Origin of the sequence: Neisseria sp. P0008.S002 (assembly GCF_051962805.1) — a bacterium.
In the GTDB taxonomy this organism is placed as follows: Bacteria; Pseudomonadota; Gammaproteobacteria; order Burkholderiales; family Neisseriaceae; genus Neisseria; species Neisseria perflava.
Map to the genome: position 1 here is coordinate 104,933 of NZ_JBQCUY010000001.1, position 18,196 is coordinate 123,128.

Consider the following 18,196-nt stretch of genomic DNA (forward strand, 5'->3'; position numbering starts at 1 on the left):
CATATTCTCCCAAAACCGTCAATTTCAAGCCATACCCAGGCCGTCTGAAACAATAAATTTCATTACCAAAAAGTAATAAAAATCTCAACAAACAAAGTTTGTCTTTTGGTAAATACAAGACTACAATCCATTACACACAATTCAATTTCATCTCATCATGAATACCACCGACCTGCGCCGCCACAACCTGCGGCAATGGATAACACAACACCACAACGGCCAGCAGACCAAGTTTGCCCAAGCCATTTCTATCAACCAAGGCGAGCTGTCCGCCCTACTGAAAAACAAATCTTTCGGCGAGAAAAAAGCCCGAAAAATCGAGCAGGCAGCAAATATGCCTGACATGTGGTTGGATCAAGACCACCAAGACCGCCACGCCCCCACCATCAGCCAAGAAAGAAATACCATGTCCCACATCTCCACCATCCCTGAAATCCTAGCAGACATCAAAGCCGGCAAAATGGTCATCATCACTGATGCCGAAGACCGAGAAAACGAAGGCGACTTGCTGATGGCCGCCCAATTCGTTACCCCCGAAGCCATCAACTTCATGATCAAAAACGCACGTGGCCTGGTCTGCCTGCCGATGGACGGCGAAATGGTCGAAAAACTCGGCCTGCCCATGATGACCCAAAAAAATGGCGCACAATACGGCACCAACTTTACCGTCTCCATCGAAGCCGCCCACGGCATTACCACCGGCATTTCCGCCGCCGACCGCGCCCTGACCATTCAAACTGCCGTTTCCCCATCCGCCAAACCTGAAGACATCGTCCAACCCGGCCACATCTTCCCTCTCCGCGCCCAAAAAGGCGGCGTACTCGTCCGCGCCGGACACACAGAAGCCGGCGTCGATCTGGCACAAATGAACGGTCTGATTCCCGCCGCCGTCATCTGCGAAATCATCAACGACGACGGCACCATGGCACGTATGCCCGAACTGATGAAGTTTGCCGAAGAGCACAACCTCAAAATCGGCACCATTACCGACCTCATCGAATACCGCAGCCGTACCGAAAGCCTGCTCGAAGACATGGGCAACGCACCCGTACAAACCCCGTGGGGCGAGTTCCAACAACACGTTTACGTCGACAAACTCTCCGGCGAAACCCACCTCGCCCTTGTCAAAGGCACACCCTCCGCCGAAGAAGAAACCCTCGTCCGCGTCCATGAACCCTTCAGCGTCATGGACTTCATCCAAGCCAACCCGCGCCATTCATGGTCGCTGCCCAAAGCCCTTGAGCGCATCCAACAAGCCGAAAGCGGCGTAGTCATCCTCCTGCACCGTACCGAAGACGGCGCCACCCTGCTCGACCGCACCCTGCCCAAAGGCGCCAACCAAGCCTACAAATGGGACAGCAAAAGCTACGGCATAGGCGCACAAATCCTCGCCGGCCTCAACGTCAAAAAACTGCGCGTCCTCGGCCAGCCGTCATCCTTCACCGGCCTCACCGGCTTCGGCCTCGAAGTCGTCGGCTTTGAAGAAGCTGAAAAATAATCTTGCTTGATTGATGCTCAAAGCAAATGAAACAAAAGGCCGTCTGAAAGTTTTCAGACGGCCTTTTAAGTTTATTATCCAATTCAAAAACAGCGAATATAAAAAAAGCCGACACACCTTTCCGATGTATCGGCTTTCGTTATCTGCTTAACGCTTAATTTCTGCCGGGCAATTCTTTTTCGCTCAATGGTTTGATGTACCAAATATCGCGGCAGTAGTCGGCGATGGAGCGGTCGGATGAGAAGAAGCCCATGTTGGCGATATTGATCAAGGCTGATTTGCGCCATGCGGATACGTTGCGGTAGTGTTCGTCCGCTTTGTATTGCGTGTCGATGTAGCTGCGGAAATCGGCCATCAGTTGATAGAAGTCGCCGTATGGTTGCAACACGTCGTTGTAGCGGTTTGGCTCTTCCGGAGAGAAAGTGCCTTGGCTGATTTGGTTGACGACGCGGCGCAGGTCGCTGTCTCGCTCGATATAGCTCAACGGGTCGTAACCGTTGCGGCGGATTTCTTCGACTTGTTCTACGGTGTTACCGAAGATATAGCAGTTGTCCGCACCGACTTTTTCCAAAATCTCAACGTTCGCGCCGTCCAGTGTACCCATACAGATTGCGCCGTTGAGGGCAAATTTCATGTTGCTGGTACCGGATGCTTCTGTACCTGCCAGTGAGATTTGTTCGTGCAAATCGGCGGCAGGAATGATGATTTGGGCGAGGCTGACGCTGTAATTCGGGATGTAAACGACTTTAATCAGGTCACGGATACGGGTGTCGTTGTTGATGACTTTGGCAACGTCGTTAATCAGTCGGATGATTTTCTTCGCCATGTAATAGGCGGAAGCGGCTTTACCGGCAAAGATGAACACACGCGGCTGCCAATCGAAATCCGGGTTTTCCAGGATTTTGTTGTAACGGTCGACGATGTGCATCACGTTCAATGCTTGACGTTTGTACTCGTGGATACGTTTGATTTGGATGTCGAAAAGTGCATCGGTATTAACTTTGATACCCAGCTCGGTTTCGATGTATTTGGCAAGACGCTCTTTGGCGGCTTTTTTCACTTCGCCGAATTCTGCCTGTACGGAGGCATCGTCCACTTTGTCGTTGAGCTTGGTCAGGTTGTCCAAATGCAGACGCCAGTCTTCGTCGCCCAGATGTTTGTCCAAGAATTTGGTCAGGCCCGGGTTGGCGATGTTGATCCAGCGGCGCGGGGTGACGCCGTTGGTTACGTTGGTAAAGCGTTCTGGGAACACTTTGGCAAAGTCGGCAAAGATGGATGTGGTCATCAAATCGGAGTGGATTTTTGCCACGCCGTTGACTTTGTGCGAACCGATCACGGCAAGCCATGCCATGCGAACGCGACGGCCGTGGGTTTCGTCAATGATGGATACGCGGCGGACAAAGTCGTCGTCGAAGTTACCGATGGCACGCAAGGCATTGAGGAAGTAGGCGTTGATTTCAAAGATGATATCCAAGTGGCGCGGCAGCAGACGGCCCATCAGGTCAACCTGCCAAGTTTCCAAGGCTTCGCTCATCAATGTGTGGTTGGTGTAAGAGAAAATCTTACAGCACATATTCCATGCTTCAGTCCATGCAATGCCCTCTTCGTCAATCAGGATACGCATCAATTCTGGAATAGCGAGTACCGGATGGGTGTCGTTCAAGTGGATGGCGACTTCGTCCGCCAAAGTGCGGATACTTGGGAAACGGCATTTGTGGCGGGCAACGATGTCTTGAACGGAAGCGGAAACCAAGAAGTATTCTTGTTTCAAGCGCAATTCGCGGCCGGAATCGGTAGAGTCGTTCGGATACAGAACGCGTGAGATGTTTTCGTCGCTGTTTTGTGCGCGAACGGCAGAGGCATAGTCGCCTCGGTTGAAGTCGGCAAGGTCGAACAGGTTGCCTGCGTGTGCAGTCCACAAACGCAATGGGTTGGCACATTCGCCGCCATAGCCCGGAATGATTTCATCGTATGCCCAAGCAGAAATTTCTTCGCTTGGCTGCCATTCTTTTTTGTCGCCCAAGTTCAACACTTGACCACCGAAACGGACGGAATATTGTTTGTTCGGACGGGCAAACTGCCATGCCAAATCTTGGTCGAGCCACAAATCAGGTTTTTCAACTTGTTGGCCATCCACGATTTCTTGTTTGAACATACCGTATTGGTAACGGATGCCGTAGCCCATGGCCGGAATGCGCAGGGTTGCCAAAGAGTCGAGGAAGCAGGCGGCCAGACGGCCCAAACCGCCGTTACCCAAACCCGGATCTTCTTCTTGTTCGCAGACATCGGCAAATTCTTTGCCCAGTTGCTTAAAGGCTTCTTCAAATTCGGCGTAAACGCCTTCGTTAATCAGCGCGTTGACAAACGAACGGCCGAGCAGGAATTCCATAGACAGGTAATAAACCATGCGTTTGCTGTTATCAATGTGGGCGCGGCGTGTTTTGAGGAAATCTTCCGCAATCAGGTCACGCGCGGCAAGCATGGCGGCGTTGAGCCATTGGTGTGAAGTTGCCTCCTTCGGATCTACGCCCAAGATGAAAATCAGCTTGTAAACGATGGATTTACGGATGGTTTCGGCGTCCGGTTTAGGCATTACATAATCGTAACCGGAGATGGGGAGTTTTTTCTTAGCCATGGAAGCCTTTCTCTAGCGTGAGGCACTGGACAACGCGCCTGATGGTTTTATTAAAAACAACGAAACTCGGTTTTCAGACGGCCTGACAACGGCAACAGGCCGTCTGAAAGGAATGGTGCGTAGATTTGTTACAAACCAAGGAGATTATAGCGGAAAGATTCAAAAAAAGGATATATTTTTCTTTATAAAACATTTAATTAACAATTAAACCATTCATCATCTTATTGGCATTTTCAATTTATACCACTAAGCTACAAATCAGAAAATACTGACAAAATATCAAAGAGTTAATCAACCAATAGTTTAATTCTCATTTAATTTGTTTTATGTAAAATCCAAATCCCCATATGCTCAACAACACATTTCCCAGCCTCTTCGTAATTAAATTTCTCAGATGGTACGCAAGAAATTTCCCAATTGCCTTGAGGCAGGTTAAATAACTGACGACTACGTTTGGCATTGACCAACAGCAGCCATTCATCGTCCAAAACAACCTGAATCGCCTTACTGCCCCTGTTGTGCCAACAATATTCGGTCATCGGGCTGCTATCGGCATTGAGCCATTGCACACGCTCTTTTTCCCACCAGCAATCATCTGTCAGCAGCTTGATTTGGCTGCGTACGCGTATTAGCGCTTGAGTGTAATTTTGTAACTCATGAGGCTCATTTTGCCAATCCAACCATGTAATCGGATTATCTTGGCAGTAGCTGTTGTTGTTGCCTTGCTGACTGTTGCCGAACTCATCGCCCGCCAAAAGCATGGGCGTACCGTTGGATAAAAACAAGGAGGCAAGCAGCGCTTTGGAGGTGTATTCGCGGTTGAGCAAAACCTCTTCATCATCGGTTTCGCCTTCTACGCCGTGGTTGTAGCTGATGTTTTCATTATGCCCGTCGCGGTTGTTTTCGCCGTTGGCTTCGTTGTGTTTTTCGTTATAGCTGACCAAATCGCGCAGAGTGAAGCCGTCGTGTGCAGTGATGAAGTTAATGCTGGCGGACGGGTGGCGGCCGCTGTGGTTGAAAATATCGGACGACCCGGCCAAGCGTTCGGCAAATGCGCCCAAATTGCCGCTTTCCCATGACCAAAACGCGCGCATGTCATCGCGGAAACGGCCGTTCCATTCGGCAAAAGGTTGCGGGAAATTGCCCAAGTGATAGCCGCCCTCGCCGATGTCCCATGCTTCGACAATCAGCTTCAAACCGGCCAACACAGGATCTTGATACAGGACTTGGAAAAAACGGCCGTACGATTGGAAATCGGGTTCACGTCCCAATACGGTTCCTAAATCGAAACGAAAGCCGTCGATATGAAACTCTTCAGCCCAATAGCGCAGGCTGTCTGCCGCCCAACGGGTAACGTCGCACCGGACAATATTGAGCGTATTGCCGCAACCCGACCAGTTTTCATAATTGCCGTAAGGGGTGTGCCAATACCATAACGTGTTGTCGATACCGCGCTGACACAGCATCGGGCCTTTGTCGTCCTGCTCGGCCGTATGGTTGTACACGACATCCAAAATCACTTCCAAACCTGCCTGATGCAGGGCTTTGACCGCTTGTTTAAATTCCGCCGCCGCACGTTCGGGATTGTCGGCATAAGACGGCTCGACGGCAAAATGGGAATAAGTGTTGTAGCCCCAATAATTGCTCAAGCCCATCTGCTGAAGATGGTATTCATCCAGATGATAATGAATCGGCAGCAGCTCGACCGTCGTTACCCCCAATTCTTGCAAATAGGCTAAAACCCGTTTATCGCACAAGGCTTTATAAGTGCCTGCGTACTTCAAATCGGGGAATTGCTTGGTCAACCCTTTGACATGGGCTTCATAAATAACGGTTTTGCCCCACGGTATTTCCGGACGGCAATCTTTGGCCCAATTAAATCGGCTGCGTCCGACCACGACGCTTTTCGGCGCAACGGCGGCATTGTCGCGTTCATCTTCCGGCCTGAACCATGCCATTTCTTCGGCGGTACGGTAGCTTGGTTTGCCGTCAATTTTTTTGGAATACGGGTCAATCAGCAATTTGTTGGGATTAAAACATGAGCCGTATTCTGCGTTTTCACGTCCATACACGCGAAAACCGTATCGCTGCCCCGCCTTAACGTCCGGCACAAATCCGTAAAATACCGAACCGCGCCGCGAAGGCATCTCCAAACGGGTTTCTTTATCCTTATCAAACAGACACAATTCGACCTTTTCGGCATTGATGGAAAACAAAGTAAAATTTGCACCCTTACTTGTCAGGGTCGTGCCCATAGGATAAGGCTTGCCTTCCTCGATATGCCATGATTTGGCAGACATAGAATGATTCCTTGGTATGTATTTGGTTTCGTGTCCAATATAAGGCCGTCTGAAAATCTTTCAGACGGCCTTGAGTCATATTGATATCACTATCTTTTAATTTTCAGCTGATTGGGCAGGCATAATGCCCACCCTCAAAGTTGATTTACGCTTCTTCTTTGACTGCCGCCTGATACAGGTACACGGTTGCCAACGGCGGTACGGTAACAGACAAGGAATTTGGTTTGCCATGCGACCAAACTTCTTCTGTCTCCACCGTTGCGCCGGCAGAAACGCCGCTACCTTTGTAATGCAGGTCGTCTGAATTGAGGATTTCGCGGTATTCGCCGGCAGAGTTCACGCCGAAACGGTAGCCTTCGCGTACTACTGGCGTGAAGTTGCTAATAACGATAACGCGGTTGCCTTCGCGGTCGCGTCGCTCGAAAACGAATACGGAATTGTCGCCGTCATCTGCAACCAGCCACTCAAAGCCTTCAGGCCATTGGTCTAATTGGTAAAGCGGCGCAGTGTCTTTATAGACATGGTTCAACTCGCGCACAAAGTCTTGCACGCCTTTGTGCCAGCCGCCCTCTTGCTCCAGCAGGAACCAATCCAGTCCTTCGTTGTAGTTCCACTCGCGACCTTGTGCAAACTCGCTGCCCATAAACAAAAGTTTTTTGCCGGGGAAGCCGTACATAAAGCCGTAGTAGGCGCGCAGGTTGGCAAATTGTTGCCAGCAGTCGCCGGGCATCCGTCCGAGCAGCGAGCGTTTGCCGTGCACGACTTCATCGTGTGAAAGTGGCAGGACGAAGTTTTCGCTGTACTGGTACATCATGCCGAAGGTCATTTTGTTGTGGTGATATTTGCGGTTGATGGGGTCTTCCATCATGTAACGCAAGGTATCGTTCATCCAGCCCATATTCCATTTGAAGCTGAAGTTCAAACCTTCTTGACGGGTTACATTGGCGAATGAAGTAGACTCTTCAGCAATTTCAGTCGCAGCCGGAACTTCCTCTTTCAACATGGTGTTGGTATCGCGCAGGAAAGCGATGGCTTCAAGGTTTTCATGGCCGCCGTATTGGTTCGGAATCCACTCGCCATCTTTGCGCGAATAGTTGCGGTAAATCATCGAAGCCACCGCGTCAACGCGGATACCGTCAAAGCCAAAACGTTCTATCCAATACAAAGCATTGCCTTGCAGGAAGTTTTTCACTTCGTTTCTGCCGAAGTTGTAAATCAAAGTGTTCCAGTCTTGATGATAGCCTTCGCGCGGATCGGCGTGTTCATACAGCGCGGTGCCGTCGAATTTGGCAAGCCCGTGGTCATCGGTTGGGAAGTGTCCGACCACCCAGTCGAGGATAACGCTGATACCCTCGTCGTGCGCGGCTTTAATCAGGGCGCGCAATTCTTCCGGAGAACCGAAACGGCTGGTCGGCGCATACAAACCGGTTGCCTGATAGCCCCATGAGCCGTCAAACGGATATTCGGAAACAGGCAGAAATTCAATATGGGTAAAGCCCATGTCTTTGACGTATGCGACCAATTCTTTGGCAAGCTCTTCGTAAGTCAGCCAAAAGTTGTTTTCCGGATTGCGTTTCCACGAACCCAAATGCACTTCATATATGCTGATCGGCGCATCAATGGCGTTGGCACGGGCGCGGAAGGCCGGTTCTTCCACTTCGTCAGGCAAACCACGCACGATAGATGCCGTGGTCGGACGCAGTTCCGCACCGAAGGCATACGGGTCGGCTTTTTCGCGTACATTACCGTTGGCATCGCGGATTTCAAATTTGTATAGGGCATTGAGTTTGACAGCAGGGATGAAGATGTCCCAAATGCCGTTGTCACGGTGGAAACGCATCACATGGCGACGGCCGTCCCAGTTGTTGAACTCGCCGATGACGGAAACGCGTTGCGCATTTGGCGCCCATACGGCAAAGCGTACGCCCTTCACGCCGTCCAACTCGGCAAAATGCGCGCCTAAAGTCTCATAAGGACGCAGGTGTTTACCTTCGGCCAACAGCCAGGAATCCATGTCTTGCAACGCAGAACTGAAATGATAAGGGTCTTCTTCAATCACTGGCTCGGTGTCTTCGGTGTAACGGATACGTAAAGCGTAATCGGGCGCATCATCGGGCAAAACGGCCACAAAGAAACCGCGTTCATCAATTTTTTCAGACGGCACGATGAGTTCGCCGCTGCGGCGGTTCACGATATCCACGCTTACTGCGCCGGGAATCAAAACGCGCACTACTTCATCGCCCTCTGCAAGGCGGTGTCGTCCCAGATAAGCGAACACATCGCTATGGGTGGCAAGAAACAGGCTTTCGACCGTATCGCGCTCGATTTGGTCAAGTTCATGATAAGCCTTGATTTGGCTGTTTGTTTTCATGCGTACCTCGTCAATAATGGCAAGTTGGCCGCCCATGAGGCGGTGTTGTAGGAAATCTTCCAAAGAAACCGGCATTTTTTGCGCCCAGTTCGGATAGCCTTCGGTTACACCCGGGACATTCAGATTGTCGATGACGCCCAGTAGGTTTTCCAGTTGTACGGCGTAAAGCTTGCTGCGGCTCAATGCGCCGTATTTGTGCAAAGCCGCCAGCAAGGTTTCATCGGCTTTTGCCGGCATTTGTACGTCTGCACCCAGACAGCCGGTTTCTTTCAATTTGTCCAGCAAATCGGCTTTATCGTGTTCGCGCTCATCCAAGGCCGTCTGAAAAGCGGCTGCATCAGGCAAAGTACCGAGTTTGAACATCGTATCCAAATCTTTGCCTATCCAATAACCTGCCAAGGGTGCGACATCGTGGGTACTGATGACCGTAATCGCCTGCTCGGGGTATTCGTCAGGTAATTGAAAACCGTTCCAGCCCTTGCTGAAATACATCACTTTGTAGGAGAACACTTGATAGCGGTTGAGCAGATAACGCGCTTGATCGGGTACCGTCCCCAAATCCTCGCCGATAATGACGCAACGGTTGCGCTGGCTTTCCAATGCCAAAATGGCAAAAGTCACTTCGGCATCGTAATGCACATATGCGCCGAAATCTGCTGTTTTATCCTTTAAAACCCACCACAAACGACACAATGCCATCACATGGTCAATCCGCAACACGCCATACAGACGCATATTTTCGCGCAACAGATGGGCAAACTTTTCATAGCCCGTATGCTTCAACATCGACGGATTAAGCGGCGGCAAATCCCAATTCTGCCCTGTCGGCCCTAAAGGATCGGGCGGCGCACCGACCGATACGTCCATACAATAATCTTGGCGGTTTAACCAAGTATCCGCGCTACCTCGCGCCACGCCGACCGCTAAATCGCCGTAAATGCCGAGTTTGACACCGTATTCGGCAGCGGCTTGGTTAACTTCTTGCAATTGCTCCGCGCAAAGCCATTGCAGCCACATATAAAAACGGATTTCCCGCTCATGACTGCGCTCGAATTTTTCTACTGCTTCGCCATCAGGTTGATGAAATTCAGACGGCCATGACTGCCAACCCACTTGTCCAGGACGGCTGTAATACTGGTCCAAAGCCTCAAACAAACCGAAGCCCTGTAAGGCTTTGCCTTTTTCCATCACAAACGATTCAAATGCAGCACGCTCATTTTCCGCGGCTTCACAAGTATCTTGTTCAAATGCATTAAACGCCATTTGCAGCGCATCACGTTTGCATGCCCAAACCGCGGTATAAGTCACCGTTTCCGTGATACGCAAAGCAGCGATGCGCTGACGGATTTTCGGTTGCGCCAGCCAGTTTTTCAGTTGCTCGTTATAAGTAAACGCCCCGACTTTCTCTATATCCAAATAAATCGGATTGAGCCATTCGCGCGAAGAAGGGCTATACGGGCTGGCAAAGGCAGGCTTGCTGGTAAACAAGGCGTGCAAAGGGTTGATACCGACAAAATCCAGCTTTTTCTCTGCAGCATATTTCATCAGGTTCAGCAAATCGGTAAAGTCGCCTATGCCCCAGTTGCGCTCGGAACGCAGGCTGTACAAATGCATGGTCAAACCATTCATCCGTCCGCCATTGGCAAGCAGTTTGGGTTGATAAACCGATTCAGGCGCAACAATCAGGCGTACAAGGCGACATTTGCCGCCGGTCTCGGCCGACAAAGTGTAATAACCGCAAGCCAGTTGGGGCAGCTTAATCCAAAGCGTATCGTTGTCGCCCAGATACAAAGTCAAGGTCTGGCACTCATCCGCCTCATCAATCAATACGACCGCTTCCGCACCATGAAATTCAGACGGCATCTGTAAAGATTCTTCGCCATTTTCATGCGCAACCATCGTATTCAAATAAAGGCCATCTGAATCCGGTTTGCTTTTATCCAAAACAGCAACAATCGATTCCAAAACTTCCGTTTTGGTCACACGATAAGTGCCGTTGATGTCGTGATAACCTAAATCAATACCGGCCTGTACCGCCTGCTGCTCCAATGTTTCACTCATTGTATTCTGCCTGTTTTACCAATATCAGAATCTTAATACAGATTCTGCCGCACCGTGATATGTAATTCATTGTAGTATCAAACAAACCCCATATTTCCCCGCTTGATTTGACCTGAGCCAAAATTTCCTATTTATCTGTCTTGTAAAAACTTAAAGGCCGTCTGAAAAGGAAGGTTTCATTCCTTTTCAGACGGCCTTCATCATGCTTCAAGCCTGATTAGTGGTGGTGATGACCGTGCGGGCCATGTACGTGACCGTGGGCAATTTCTTCCTCAGTCGCATCGCGTACACCTTCAACGGTCGCTTTGAACAATACTTTCATACCGGCCAAAGGATGGTTGCCGTCTACTACGGCTTTACCGTCGGCAACATCGGTTACACGATAAATCAATACATCGCCTGTTTCCGGATCATCGGCTTCAAACATCATGCCGACTTCAACTTCAACAGGAAATACGCTTACATCTTCAATGCGCACCAACTCAGGATCTTGCTCGCCGAAAGCATCATCGGGCGACAAAGCCACTTCGACGGTATCGCCTACATTTTTGCCGTGCAACGCTTCTTCCACCAAAGGGAAAATACCGTCATAACCGCCATGCAAGTAAGCAATCGGCTCTTCGGTTTTGTCCAACAACTGGTTGTTTGCATCGTACATTTCATAATGCAGGGAAACTACGGAATTTTTAACAATAGACATCATGTCGTCCTTAATCAATATTTATAAAGTCAAGTTCAGGCTATTCTATCACAGCTGTAACTAAACAATCGGTTTACCTTAAACAAATACTTTTAGCAAACACAACAAAACCGAAAAAGTCCATATAAAAAACAAAATCGAATGATTCCAATCCATAAAAGTTGCTTTTTCACAACACAAAGTTGCTAAATTACAAAAATTTCCCTAAACGCAAAAACATTCCAAACCCTTAAAACCTATAACAAATAAAAATACACAACTCATTGAATACAATGTATTTTTAAAATCTTCATTAATAATGAATATTTTTAGATGATTTTTCGCGCGCCAATATGATTTACATTATTTTCACTATTTTCGTATTGATTTTAGCCGGCAAACGGTTACGCAACGTTGCATTGACCTATCCCGTGGGGCATAATATTGAAAAATTCAGCAATGAATTTCTACTGTATAGGCCGTCTGACGGCTATTTTTAGTTTAAATCGATTTAAAAAAGGTTCTTAAAAATGAAAAAATCTCTGTTCGCTGCTGCTTTGTTGTCTTTAGCTTTGGCCGCTTGTGGCGGTGCTGATAAAGCTGCTGAAACTGCTGCTTCTGCCGCTTCTGCTGCTTCCGAAGCCGCTGCTTCTGCTACTGAAGCTGCTGCATCTGCTACTGAAGCTACCGCTTCTGCTGCTACTGAAGCTGCTGCTTCTGCTACTGAAGCTGCTGCTTCTGCTACTGAAGCCGCTGCTTCTGCTGCTTCTGAAGCTGCTAAATAATATTCTTTTGAATATAAAAAAAGCAGGATACCATTGCGTATCCTGCTTTTTTACATTCCTTCATCTTCCCTTCCCAATATTTCCGTCTGACTGCCATGCACCTTCACGACCGTTTTGCTGAGTTTCTTTCCGCCTCTGAAATCATCGAAGCCACTCCGGCCTTGTTAAACGACCAACGCCGCCGCTTTGTTTCTTCGCCGGATATTGTCTTACAGCCGAACTCTGTCGAAAACGTGCAAAAAATCATGCGTTTCTGCTTTGAGAACCGTATCCGCGTCACCCCGCAGGGCGGCAATACCGGATTATGCGGCGCAACGGTAACCACCGAGGGAGTACTGCTCAACCTCTCCAAGCTCAACCGCATCCGCGATATCAATCTTGCCGACAACAGCATGACGGTTGAAGCCGGTGTGATTTTACAAAATGCTCAAAAGGCGGCAGCCGAAGCCGGACGACTGTTTCCACTCAGCCTTGCCAGCGAAGGCTCTTGTCAAATCGGCGGCAATATCGCCTGTAATGCCGGTGGTTTGAATGTCTTGCGTTACGGCAGCATGCGTGATTTGGTATTGGGTTTGGAAGTCGTTTTGCCAAACGGCGAACTGGTTTCCCACCTTCAGCCCCTACACAAAAACACAACCGGCTACGACTTGCGCCATCTTTTTATCGGCAGCGAAGGAACATTGGGCATCATTACCGCCGCCACACTCAAACTCTTTGCCCAGCCCAAAACCAAAGCAACCGCATGGGTAGGTTTAGACGATATTGAATCCGCCGTCTCGCTTTTGACTGCGGTGCAAGGCCATTTTGCCGAACGCTTGACCAGCTTCGAGCTGATCAGCCGCTTTGCCCTCGATTTATCTTCGGAATTCAGCCAACTCAAAAAGCCTGCCGATGCGCAATGGCATATTTTGATTGAACTTGCAGATTCCGTTCCCGATGCCGGACTGGATGAAAAACTTGCCGAATTTCTCTATCAAAACGGGTGGGAAAACAGTATCTTGGCGCAATCCGAGCAAGAGCGTTCCGACTTATGGACCTTACGTGAAAATATTTCCGCTTCCCAACGCAAACTCGGTACCAGCATCAAACACGACATCGCCGTCCCTATCGCCCAAGTGGCCGCCTTTGTCCGCCAATGCGCCCCTGCCTTGGAAATCCATTTCCCCGGCATACAAATTGTCTGCTTCGGACATTTAGGCGACGGCAGCCTACATTACAATACATTCCTGCCCAACGTATTGAGCAACGAAGCCTACCAATACGAAGACGCCGTCAATACCATTGTTTATGAAAACATCCTTGCCTGCCACGGTACGATTGCCGCAGAACACGGCGTAGGCATCATCAAAAAACATTGGCTGCCCCGCGTACGTACACAGGCCGAACTTGCTCTGATGCATGCCATCAAAAATCAACTTGACCCTTATGGCATCATGAATCCGGGCAAACTCCTGCCTTCTCTGGATTAAGTAATATAAAAAGGCCGTCTGAAACATTTCAGACGGCCTTTTATCTTATCCAAACTATTTCAATGCCGTTTTCCAATCCAATCCGCCCAACGACGGTACCTGTATCACTTCATTGGTATCCAAATTGACCGCTGTCAGCTCTCCGCCCCACAACGCGCCGGTATCCAAAGCAATGACCTGATCGGTATTAACGTAGCCCAATGACGACCAATGTCCAAACACGGTAATATAATCCAAATTCTGCCTATCAGGCGCTTTAAACCAAGGGCGCAGGTAAAGCGGCATTTTTTTCAAAGTGGATTTATATTCGTAATCCAATTCGCCTTTGTACGTCAGCGCACGCATACGGGTAAAGACGTTGATAATCATGCGTAGACGCTCATAGCCTGTCAAATCATCTGTCCACTCGGTCGGCTTGTTGCCGTACATTTTGCCAAAAAATTTCCTGTACTTTTTACCTTGCAATTCATCCTCAGCTTCACGGGCAAGGCTTTCGGCCTTATCAACCGACCATTGAGGCAAAATACCGGCATGCACCATCACATGCCTGTCGCCGCGCACCAAAAGCGGTTGATGACGCAGCCAGTCCAATAGGGATTGACTCTCGGGATGGGTCAAAATCGGCTCAACCGTATCGCTGCGCTTGAGCGTTCCTTCACCGCAACCGACGGCCAAAAGATGTAAATCATGATTGCCCAAAACCATTTGCACGCTGCTGTCATGCTCTTTGGCAAATTTCAGGGTTTCCAATGACTTTGGGCCGCGATTGACAATATCGCCGACCAGCCAAAGGGTGTCCGTACCATGATTAAAGCCGATTTTGGCAAGCAACAAAGTCAGCTCGTCAAAACAGCCTTGAATGTCTCCGATTGCGTAATGTGCCATTATTATTGTTTTCCGTTGTTATTCTTTTCAGACGGCCTCAAGCCCAGCCCAGGCCGTCTGAAAACATCAATTATGCATTTAAAACCAATACTGCCTCTGCTTCAACCTGAACGCCTTTAGGCAGGCTGGCCACGCCAACCGCCGCACGTGCAGGGAAAGGTTGTTCGATAAATTCAGCCATCACTTCATTGAACACGGCAAAGTTAGCCAAATCAGTCAAATAAGCATTGAGTTTGACGATATCATTTAAAGAACCGCCGGCTGCTTCGGCTACGGCTTGCAGGTTTTTAAATACTTGCACGGCTTCTGCCCGGAAGTCGCCATTGCCGACCACAGTCATCGTAGCCGGATCCAAAGGAATCTGACCGCTCATATAAACCGTATCGCCTGCGCGGACTGCTTGGCTGTATGCGCCAATCGCGGCAGGGGCTTTGTCGGTATGAATAATGGTTTTAGACATGATATTCTCCTCAAGTAGAAATGTCAGAAACAGGGGGAAGCTTCGAATTTTACTTTCAACAGAAATACGTTTCAATAAAAGCATTCAATTAATGCGTTTAGCCCGTCTTGTTCTTCCTCGATTTTAAACCTACAATCCCACACATTATTCATTTCAAAGCCGAAATTATTATGTTTTTTGTCTTATCCCCAGCCAAAAACCTCAACGAAAAAGACCCCTCCCCCGTCAGCAGCTTTACCCAGCCCGACCTTCTACCCGAAGCGGAAATCCTGATGCAGGAGTTGCGTCAGCTTGCCCCCCAACAAATCGCCGAGCTGATGCATGTTTCCGACAAAATCGCCCTGCTCAACGCCGAACGCAATGCCGCATGGCACACGCCGTTTACGCCTGAAAACGCCAAACAAGCCGTATTTATGTTCAACGGCGACGTCTATGAAGGCATTGCCGCCGATACGCTCAAACCGAAACAAATCGACTACCTGCAACAACACGTCCGTCTGCTCTCCGGCCTATACGGCGTACTGCGCCCGCTCGACTTGATGCAGCCCTACCGCTTGGAAATGGGCACAGCCTTTACCAACACGCGCGGCAAAAACCTCTACGAATTTTGGGGCGATAAAATCACCGACCTGCTCAACCAAACGCTGAAGCAGGCAGGCAGCGACGTTTTAATCAACCTCGCCTCACAAGAATATTTCAAATCCGTCAACACCAAAAAACTCAACGCACGCCTGATTACGCCGATTTTTAAAGACGAGAAAAACGGTAAATACAAAATCATCAGCTTCTACGCCAAGCGTGCGCGCGGTTTGATGGTGCGCTACGCGGCAGAACACGGCATTACCGAGCCTGAAATGCTCAAAAACTTCGACTACGAAGGCTATTCATTCAATGAAGCAGCTTCAAACGAAGCCGAATGGGTATTCATGCGTAAAGAACAATCTAAATAAAAACAGAATCCTAGATATTTTTTCTAAAATACCTCTTGGCAAAGGCCGTAAGTTCCATTAGTATTACGGCTTCAAGAACGGAAGCGTGGCAGAGCGGTTTAATGCAACGGTCTTGAAAACCGTCGAGGGTTGATAGCCCTCCGTGAGTTCGAATCTCACCGCTTCCGCCATTCTTGATATTTTTTATCCAGTAAAAATGAAATGCGAGACTTGATGATTCAAGTCTTTTTTTATTTTCAAATCCAAAGAATACCCAAGGGCCGTCTGAAACTTTCTATAACGCAGTTTCAGACGGCCTAAAACCTTTAAAACTCCCCCAAATCCCTAAAGTCCTACCCAGACATTTAGGAATTTGAGGGATTTTTGCCAAGGTCTCCGCTTTTCTAATCTTTGCCGTCAATGGTATCTGCCTACCCATCACCAATGCGGAATTTTTGCTCAACCATGTGGGGCTTTTCCTATGCCGACGCGATCGTGCATTTTGCCTCAGAGCCGTGTGCTGCCGTATCATTTGCGGTAGGGTTTGCTGCATATTCTGAGCTGTTGCCAAAGAGTACTGCCGTTGCTTTTATCTTGGAGAAGGTCGCGGTAAACGGCATTATGATGGGGTGTCATTCGATGATGGTGTGGTGGTAGGACAGGTCTTGAATGTGATATCGTTCTTCTTGGGTCAGTTGAGTGTCGCTCAGGGTAATCTTTCTTATAGGAAAGGCTGTATGCTGCTACATACCGAACTTTTCCGTTATGGAAAGTTTGCCCTTCAAATCCGAATCTGCTGGCCTCTATTTATCATTATTTAATCGCTACAAGGATATTTAAATGAAACGGGAAACCATTGCCCTGCATGCAGGCTATCAATCCGAACCAACTACCAAATCCGCTGCTGTCCCCATTTACCAAACCACTTCCTACACTTTCGACAACACGCAACACGGCGCAGACTTGTTCAACCTTGATGTAGCGGGCAATATCTACACCCGTATGATGAATCCGACCACTGCCGTTTTGGAAGAACGCGTTGCCCGTTTGGAAGGCGGTATCGCCGCATTGGCTGTCGCCAGCGGTATGGCGGCAATTACCTATGCCGTTCAAACCTTGGCTGAAGCAGGCGACAACATCATTGCAACCAAAACCCTCTACGGCGGCACATACAATTTCTTTGCTCACAGCCTGCCGCGCCAAGGCATAGAAGTACGCTTTATCGATCCGGCCAAACCCGAAGAAATCGCCGCCAATACCGACAGCCGCACCAAACTGGTGTATTGCGAATCTATCGGCAATCCTGCCATCAATGTCGTTGATATTCCAGCATTCGCCCAAGCCGCGCACGCTCAAGGGCTACCACTAATGGTGGACAACACCGTTGCTACGCCTACATTGTTCCGCCCGATAGAACACGGAGCCGACATTGTTATCCAATCTCTGACAAAATACATCGGCGGCCACGGCACAACGATTGGCGGTGCCATTATCGACGGCGGCAAATTCCAATGGGCAGGCAATCCGCGTTTTGAAAAAACCTTCAATCAGCCTGATCCGTCTTACCACGGCGTAAACTACTGCGAACATTTTGGTGCGGCAGCCTATATCGCCCGTGCCCGTGTCGTCCCATTGCGTAATACCGGTGCCGCCCTGTCTCCGCACAGCGCATTTTTACTGCTTCAAGGTTTGGAAACCCTCGCCCTGCGTATGGAACGTCATTGCGAAAACGCCCTAAAAGTAGCCGAATTCTTAAAGAAACATCCGCGGGTCGAATGGGTGAACTATCCTGCACTGCCTGACAGTCCGTATAAAGCTTTGATTGACCGCGACTACGGCGGAAAAGCCTCAGGTTTGCTGAGTTTTGGTATTAAAGGCGGTCGTGAAGCCGGCGCGAAATTCATTGACGCACTGCAACTCTTCCTGCGTTTGGTGAATATCGGCGATGCCAAATCGCTGGCTACCCATCCTGCCACAACGACCCACCGTCAGCTTGACGATGCAGAACTCGCCGCAGCAGGCGTCAGCCCCGACATGGTACGCCTGAGCGTGGGTATCGAGCATATCGACGATTTGCTTGCCGACTTGGCGCAGGCATTGGATGCCGTACAGGCATAAGCAATC

At 49.3% G+C, this 18,196-nt stretch carries 11 protein-coding genes, 1 tRNA gene and 1 pseudogene; 6 read left to right on the forward strand and 7 right to left on the reverse strand.

The features are described from left to right. The first annotated feature begins 157 nt into the window (after nucleotides 1-157). The gene (gene ribBA, locus ACTHSA_RS00555) at nucleotides 158-1,498 is read left to right on the forward strand and encodes a bifunctional 3,4-dihydroxy-2-butanone-4-phosphate synthase/GTP cyclohydrolase II (RefSeq protein WP_049335550.1); all 1,341 of its coding nucleotides are present in this window, start codon (nucleotides 158-160) and stop codon (nucleotides 1,496-1,498) included. Nucleotides 1,499-1,652: 154 nt separating this feature from the next. Here the strand turns inward: ribBA and ACTHSA_RS00560 are convergent, their stop codons facing one another. The 4 genes from ACTHSA_RS00560 to ACTHSA_RS00575 all read right to left on the reverse strand — a co-directional run bounded on the left by ACTHSA_RS00560 (nucleotide 1,653) and on the right by ACTHSA_RS00575 (nucleotide 11,565). Next, the gene (locus tag ACTHSA_RS00560) at nucleotides 1,653-4,133 is read right to left on the reverse strand and encodes a glycogen/starch/alpha-glucan phosphorylase (protein ID WP_049335548.1); all 2,481 of its coding nucleotides are present in this window, start codon (nucleotides 4,131-4,133) and stop codon (nucleotides 1,653-1,655) included. A 314-nt stretch (nucleotides 4,134-4,447) separates the two neighbouring features. Beyond that, a complete protein-coding gene (gene glgX / locus ACTHSA_RS00565; protein WP_440367325.1) occupies nucleotides 4,448-6,433 on the reverse strand; it encodes a glycogen debranching protein GlgX in 1,986 nt (661 codons plus the stop codon). A 145-nt stretch (nucleotides 6,434-6,578) separates the two neighbouring features. Further along, nucleotides 6,579-10,865: a 1,4-alpha-glucan branching protein GlgB gene (gene glgB / locus ACTHSA_RS00570; RefSeq protein WP_049335546.1), complete on the reverse strand. Its 4,287-nt coding sequence runs from the start codon at nucleotides 10,863-10,865 to the stop codon at nucleotides 6,579-6,581. Between the two features lie 217 nt (nucleotides 10,866-11,082). Continuing rightward, nucleotides 11,083-11,565, reverse strand: a complete 483-nt coding sequence (locus ACTHSA_RS00575; protein WP_003683125.1) for an FKBP-type peptidyl-prolyl cis-trans isomerase — start codon at nucleotides 11,563-11,565, stop codon at nucleotides 11,083-11,085. A 509-nt stretch (nucleotides 11,566-12,074) separates the two neighbouring features. Here ACTHSA_RS00575 and ACTHSA_RS00580 point away from each other — a divergent pair. Both ACTHSA_RS00580 and ACTHSA_RS00585 read left to right on the forward strand, forming a co-directional pair. Then, entirely contained in the window at nucleotides 12,075-12,329 is a 255-nt protein-coding gene (locus tag ACTHSA_RS00580) for a hypothetical protein (RefSeq protein ID WP_070625841.1), read from the forward strand. Between the two features lie 95 nt (nucleotides 12,330-12,424). After that, on the forward strand, nucleotides 12,425-13,798 hold the full coding sequence (locus tag ACTHSA_RS00585) for an FAD-binding oxidoreductase (protein ID WP_070625843.1): 1,374 nt from the start codon (nucleotides 12,425-12,427) through the stop codon (nucleotides 13,796-13,798). A 54-nt stretch (nucleotides 13,799-13,852) separates the two neighbouring features. On the opposite strand, the gene ACTHSA_RS00590 is transcribed toward ACTHSA_RS00585, so the two are convergent. Together ACTHSA_RS00590 and ACTHSA_RS00595 are read right to left on the reverse strand one after the other, a co-directional pair. Continuing rightward, nucleotides 13,853-14,683 carry a symmetrical bis(5'-nucleosyl)-tetraphosphatase gene (locus ACTHSA_RS00590; protein WP_004519496.1) on the reverse strand — a complete coding sequence of 277 codons (831 nt, stop codon included), beginning with the start codon at nucleotides 14,681-14,683 and terminating at the stop codon, nucleotides 13,853-13,855. Nucleotides 14,684-14,753: 70 nt separating this feature from the next. Continuing rightward, a complete protein-coding gene (locus ACTHSA_RS00595) occupies nucleotides 14,754-15,143 on the reverse strand; it encodes a RidA family protein (protein ID WP_003746001.1) in 390 nt (129 codons plus the stop codon). 170 nt (nucleotides 15,144-15,313) lie between these two features. Here ACTHSA_RS00595 and yaaA point away from each other — a divergent pair, with 170 nt between their 5' ends. Next, nucleotides 15,314-16,093, forward strand: coding sequence for a peroxide stress protein YaaA (yaaA, locus tag ACTHSA_RS00600; protein ID WP_049335610.1), 780 nt, complete (start codon nucleotides 15,314-15,316; stop codon nucleotides 16,091-16,093). Nucleotides 16,094-16,172: 79 nt separating this feature from the next. Beyond that, nucleotides 16,173-16,263, forward strand: a tRNA-Ser gene (locus ACTHSA_RS00605). Nucleotides 16,264-16,506: 243 nt separating this feature from the next. On the opposite strand, the pseudogene ACTHSA_RS00610 reads toward ACTHSA_RS00605, so the two are convergent. Next, nucleotides 16,507-16,717: pseudogene (locus tag ACTHSA_RS00610) on the reverse strand (IS30 family transposase); the annotation flags it as partial. A gap of 195 nt (nucleotides 16,718-16,912) precedes the next feature. On the opposite strand from ACTHSA_RS00610, the gene ACTHSA_RS00615 reads away from it, so the two are divergent. Further along, nucleotides 16,913-18,190 carry an O-acetylhomoserine aminocarboxypropyltransferase/cysteine synthase family protein gene (locus ACTHSA_RS00615; protein WP_049335542.1) on the forward strand — a complete coding sequence of 426 codons (1,278 nt, stop codon included), beginning with the start codon at nucleotides 16,913-16,915 and terminating at the stop codon, nucleotides 18,188-18,190. Nucleotides 18,191-18,196 lie beyond the last annotated feature (6 nt).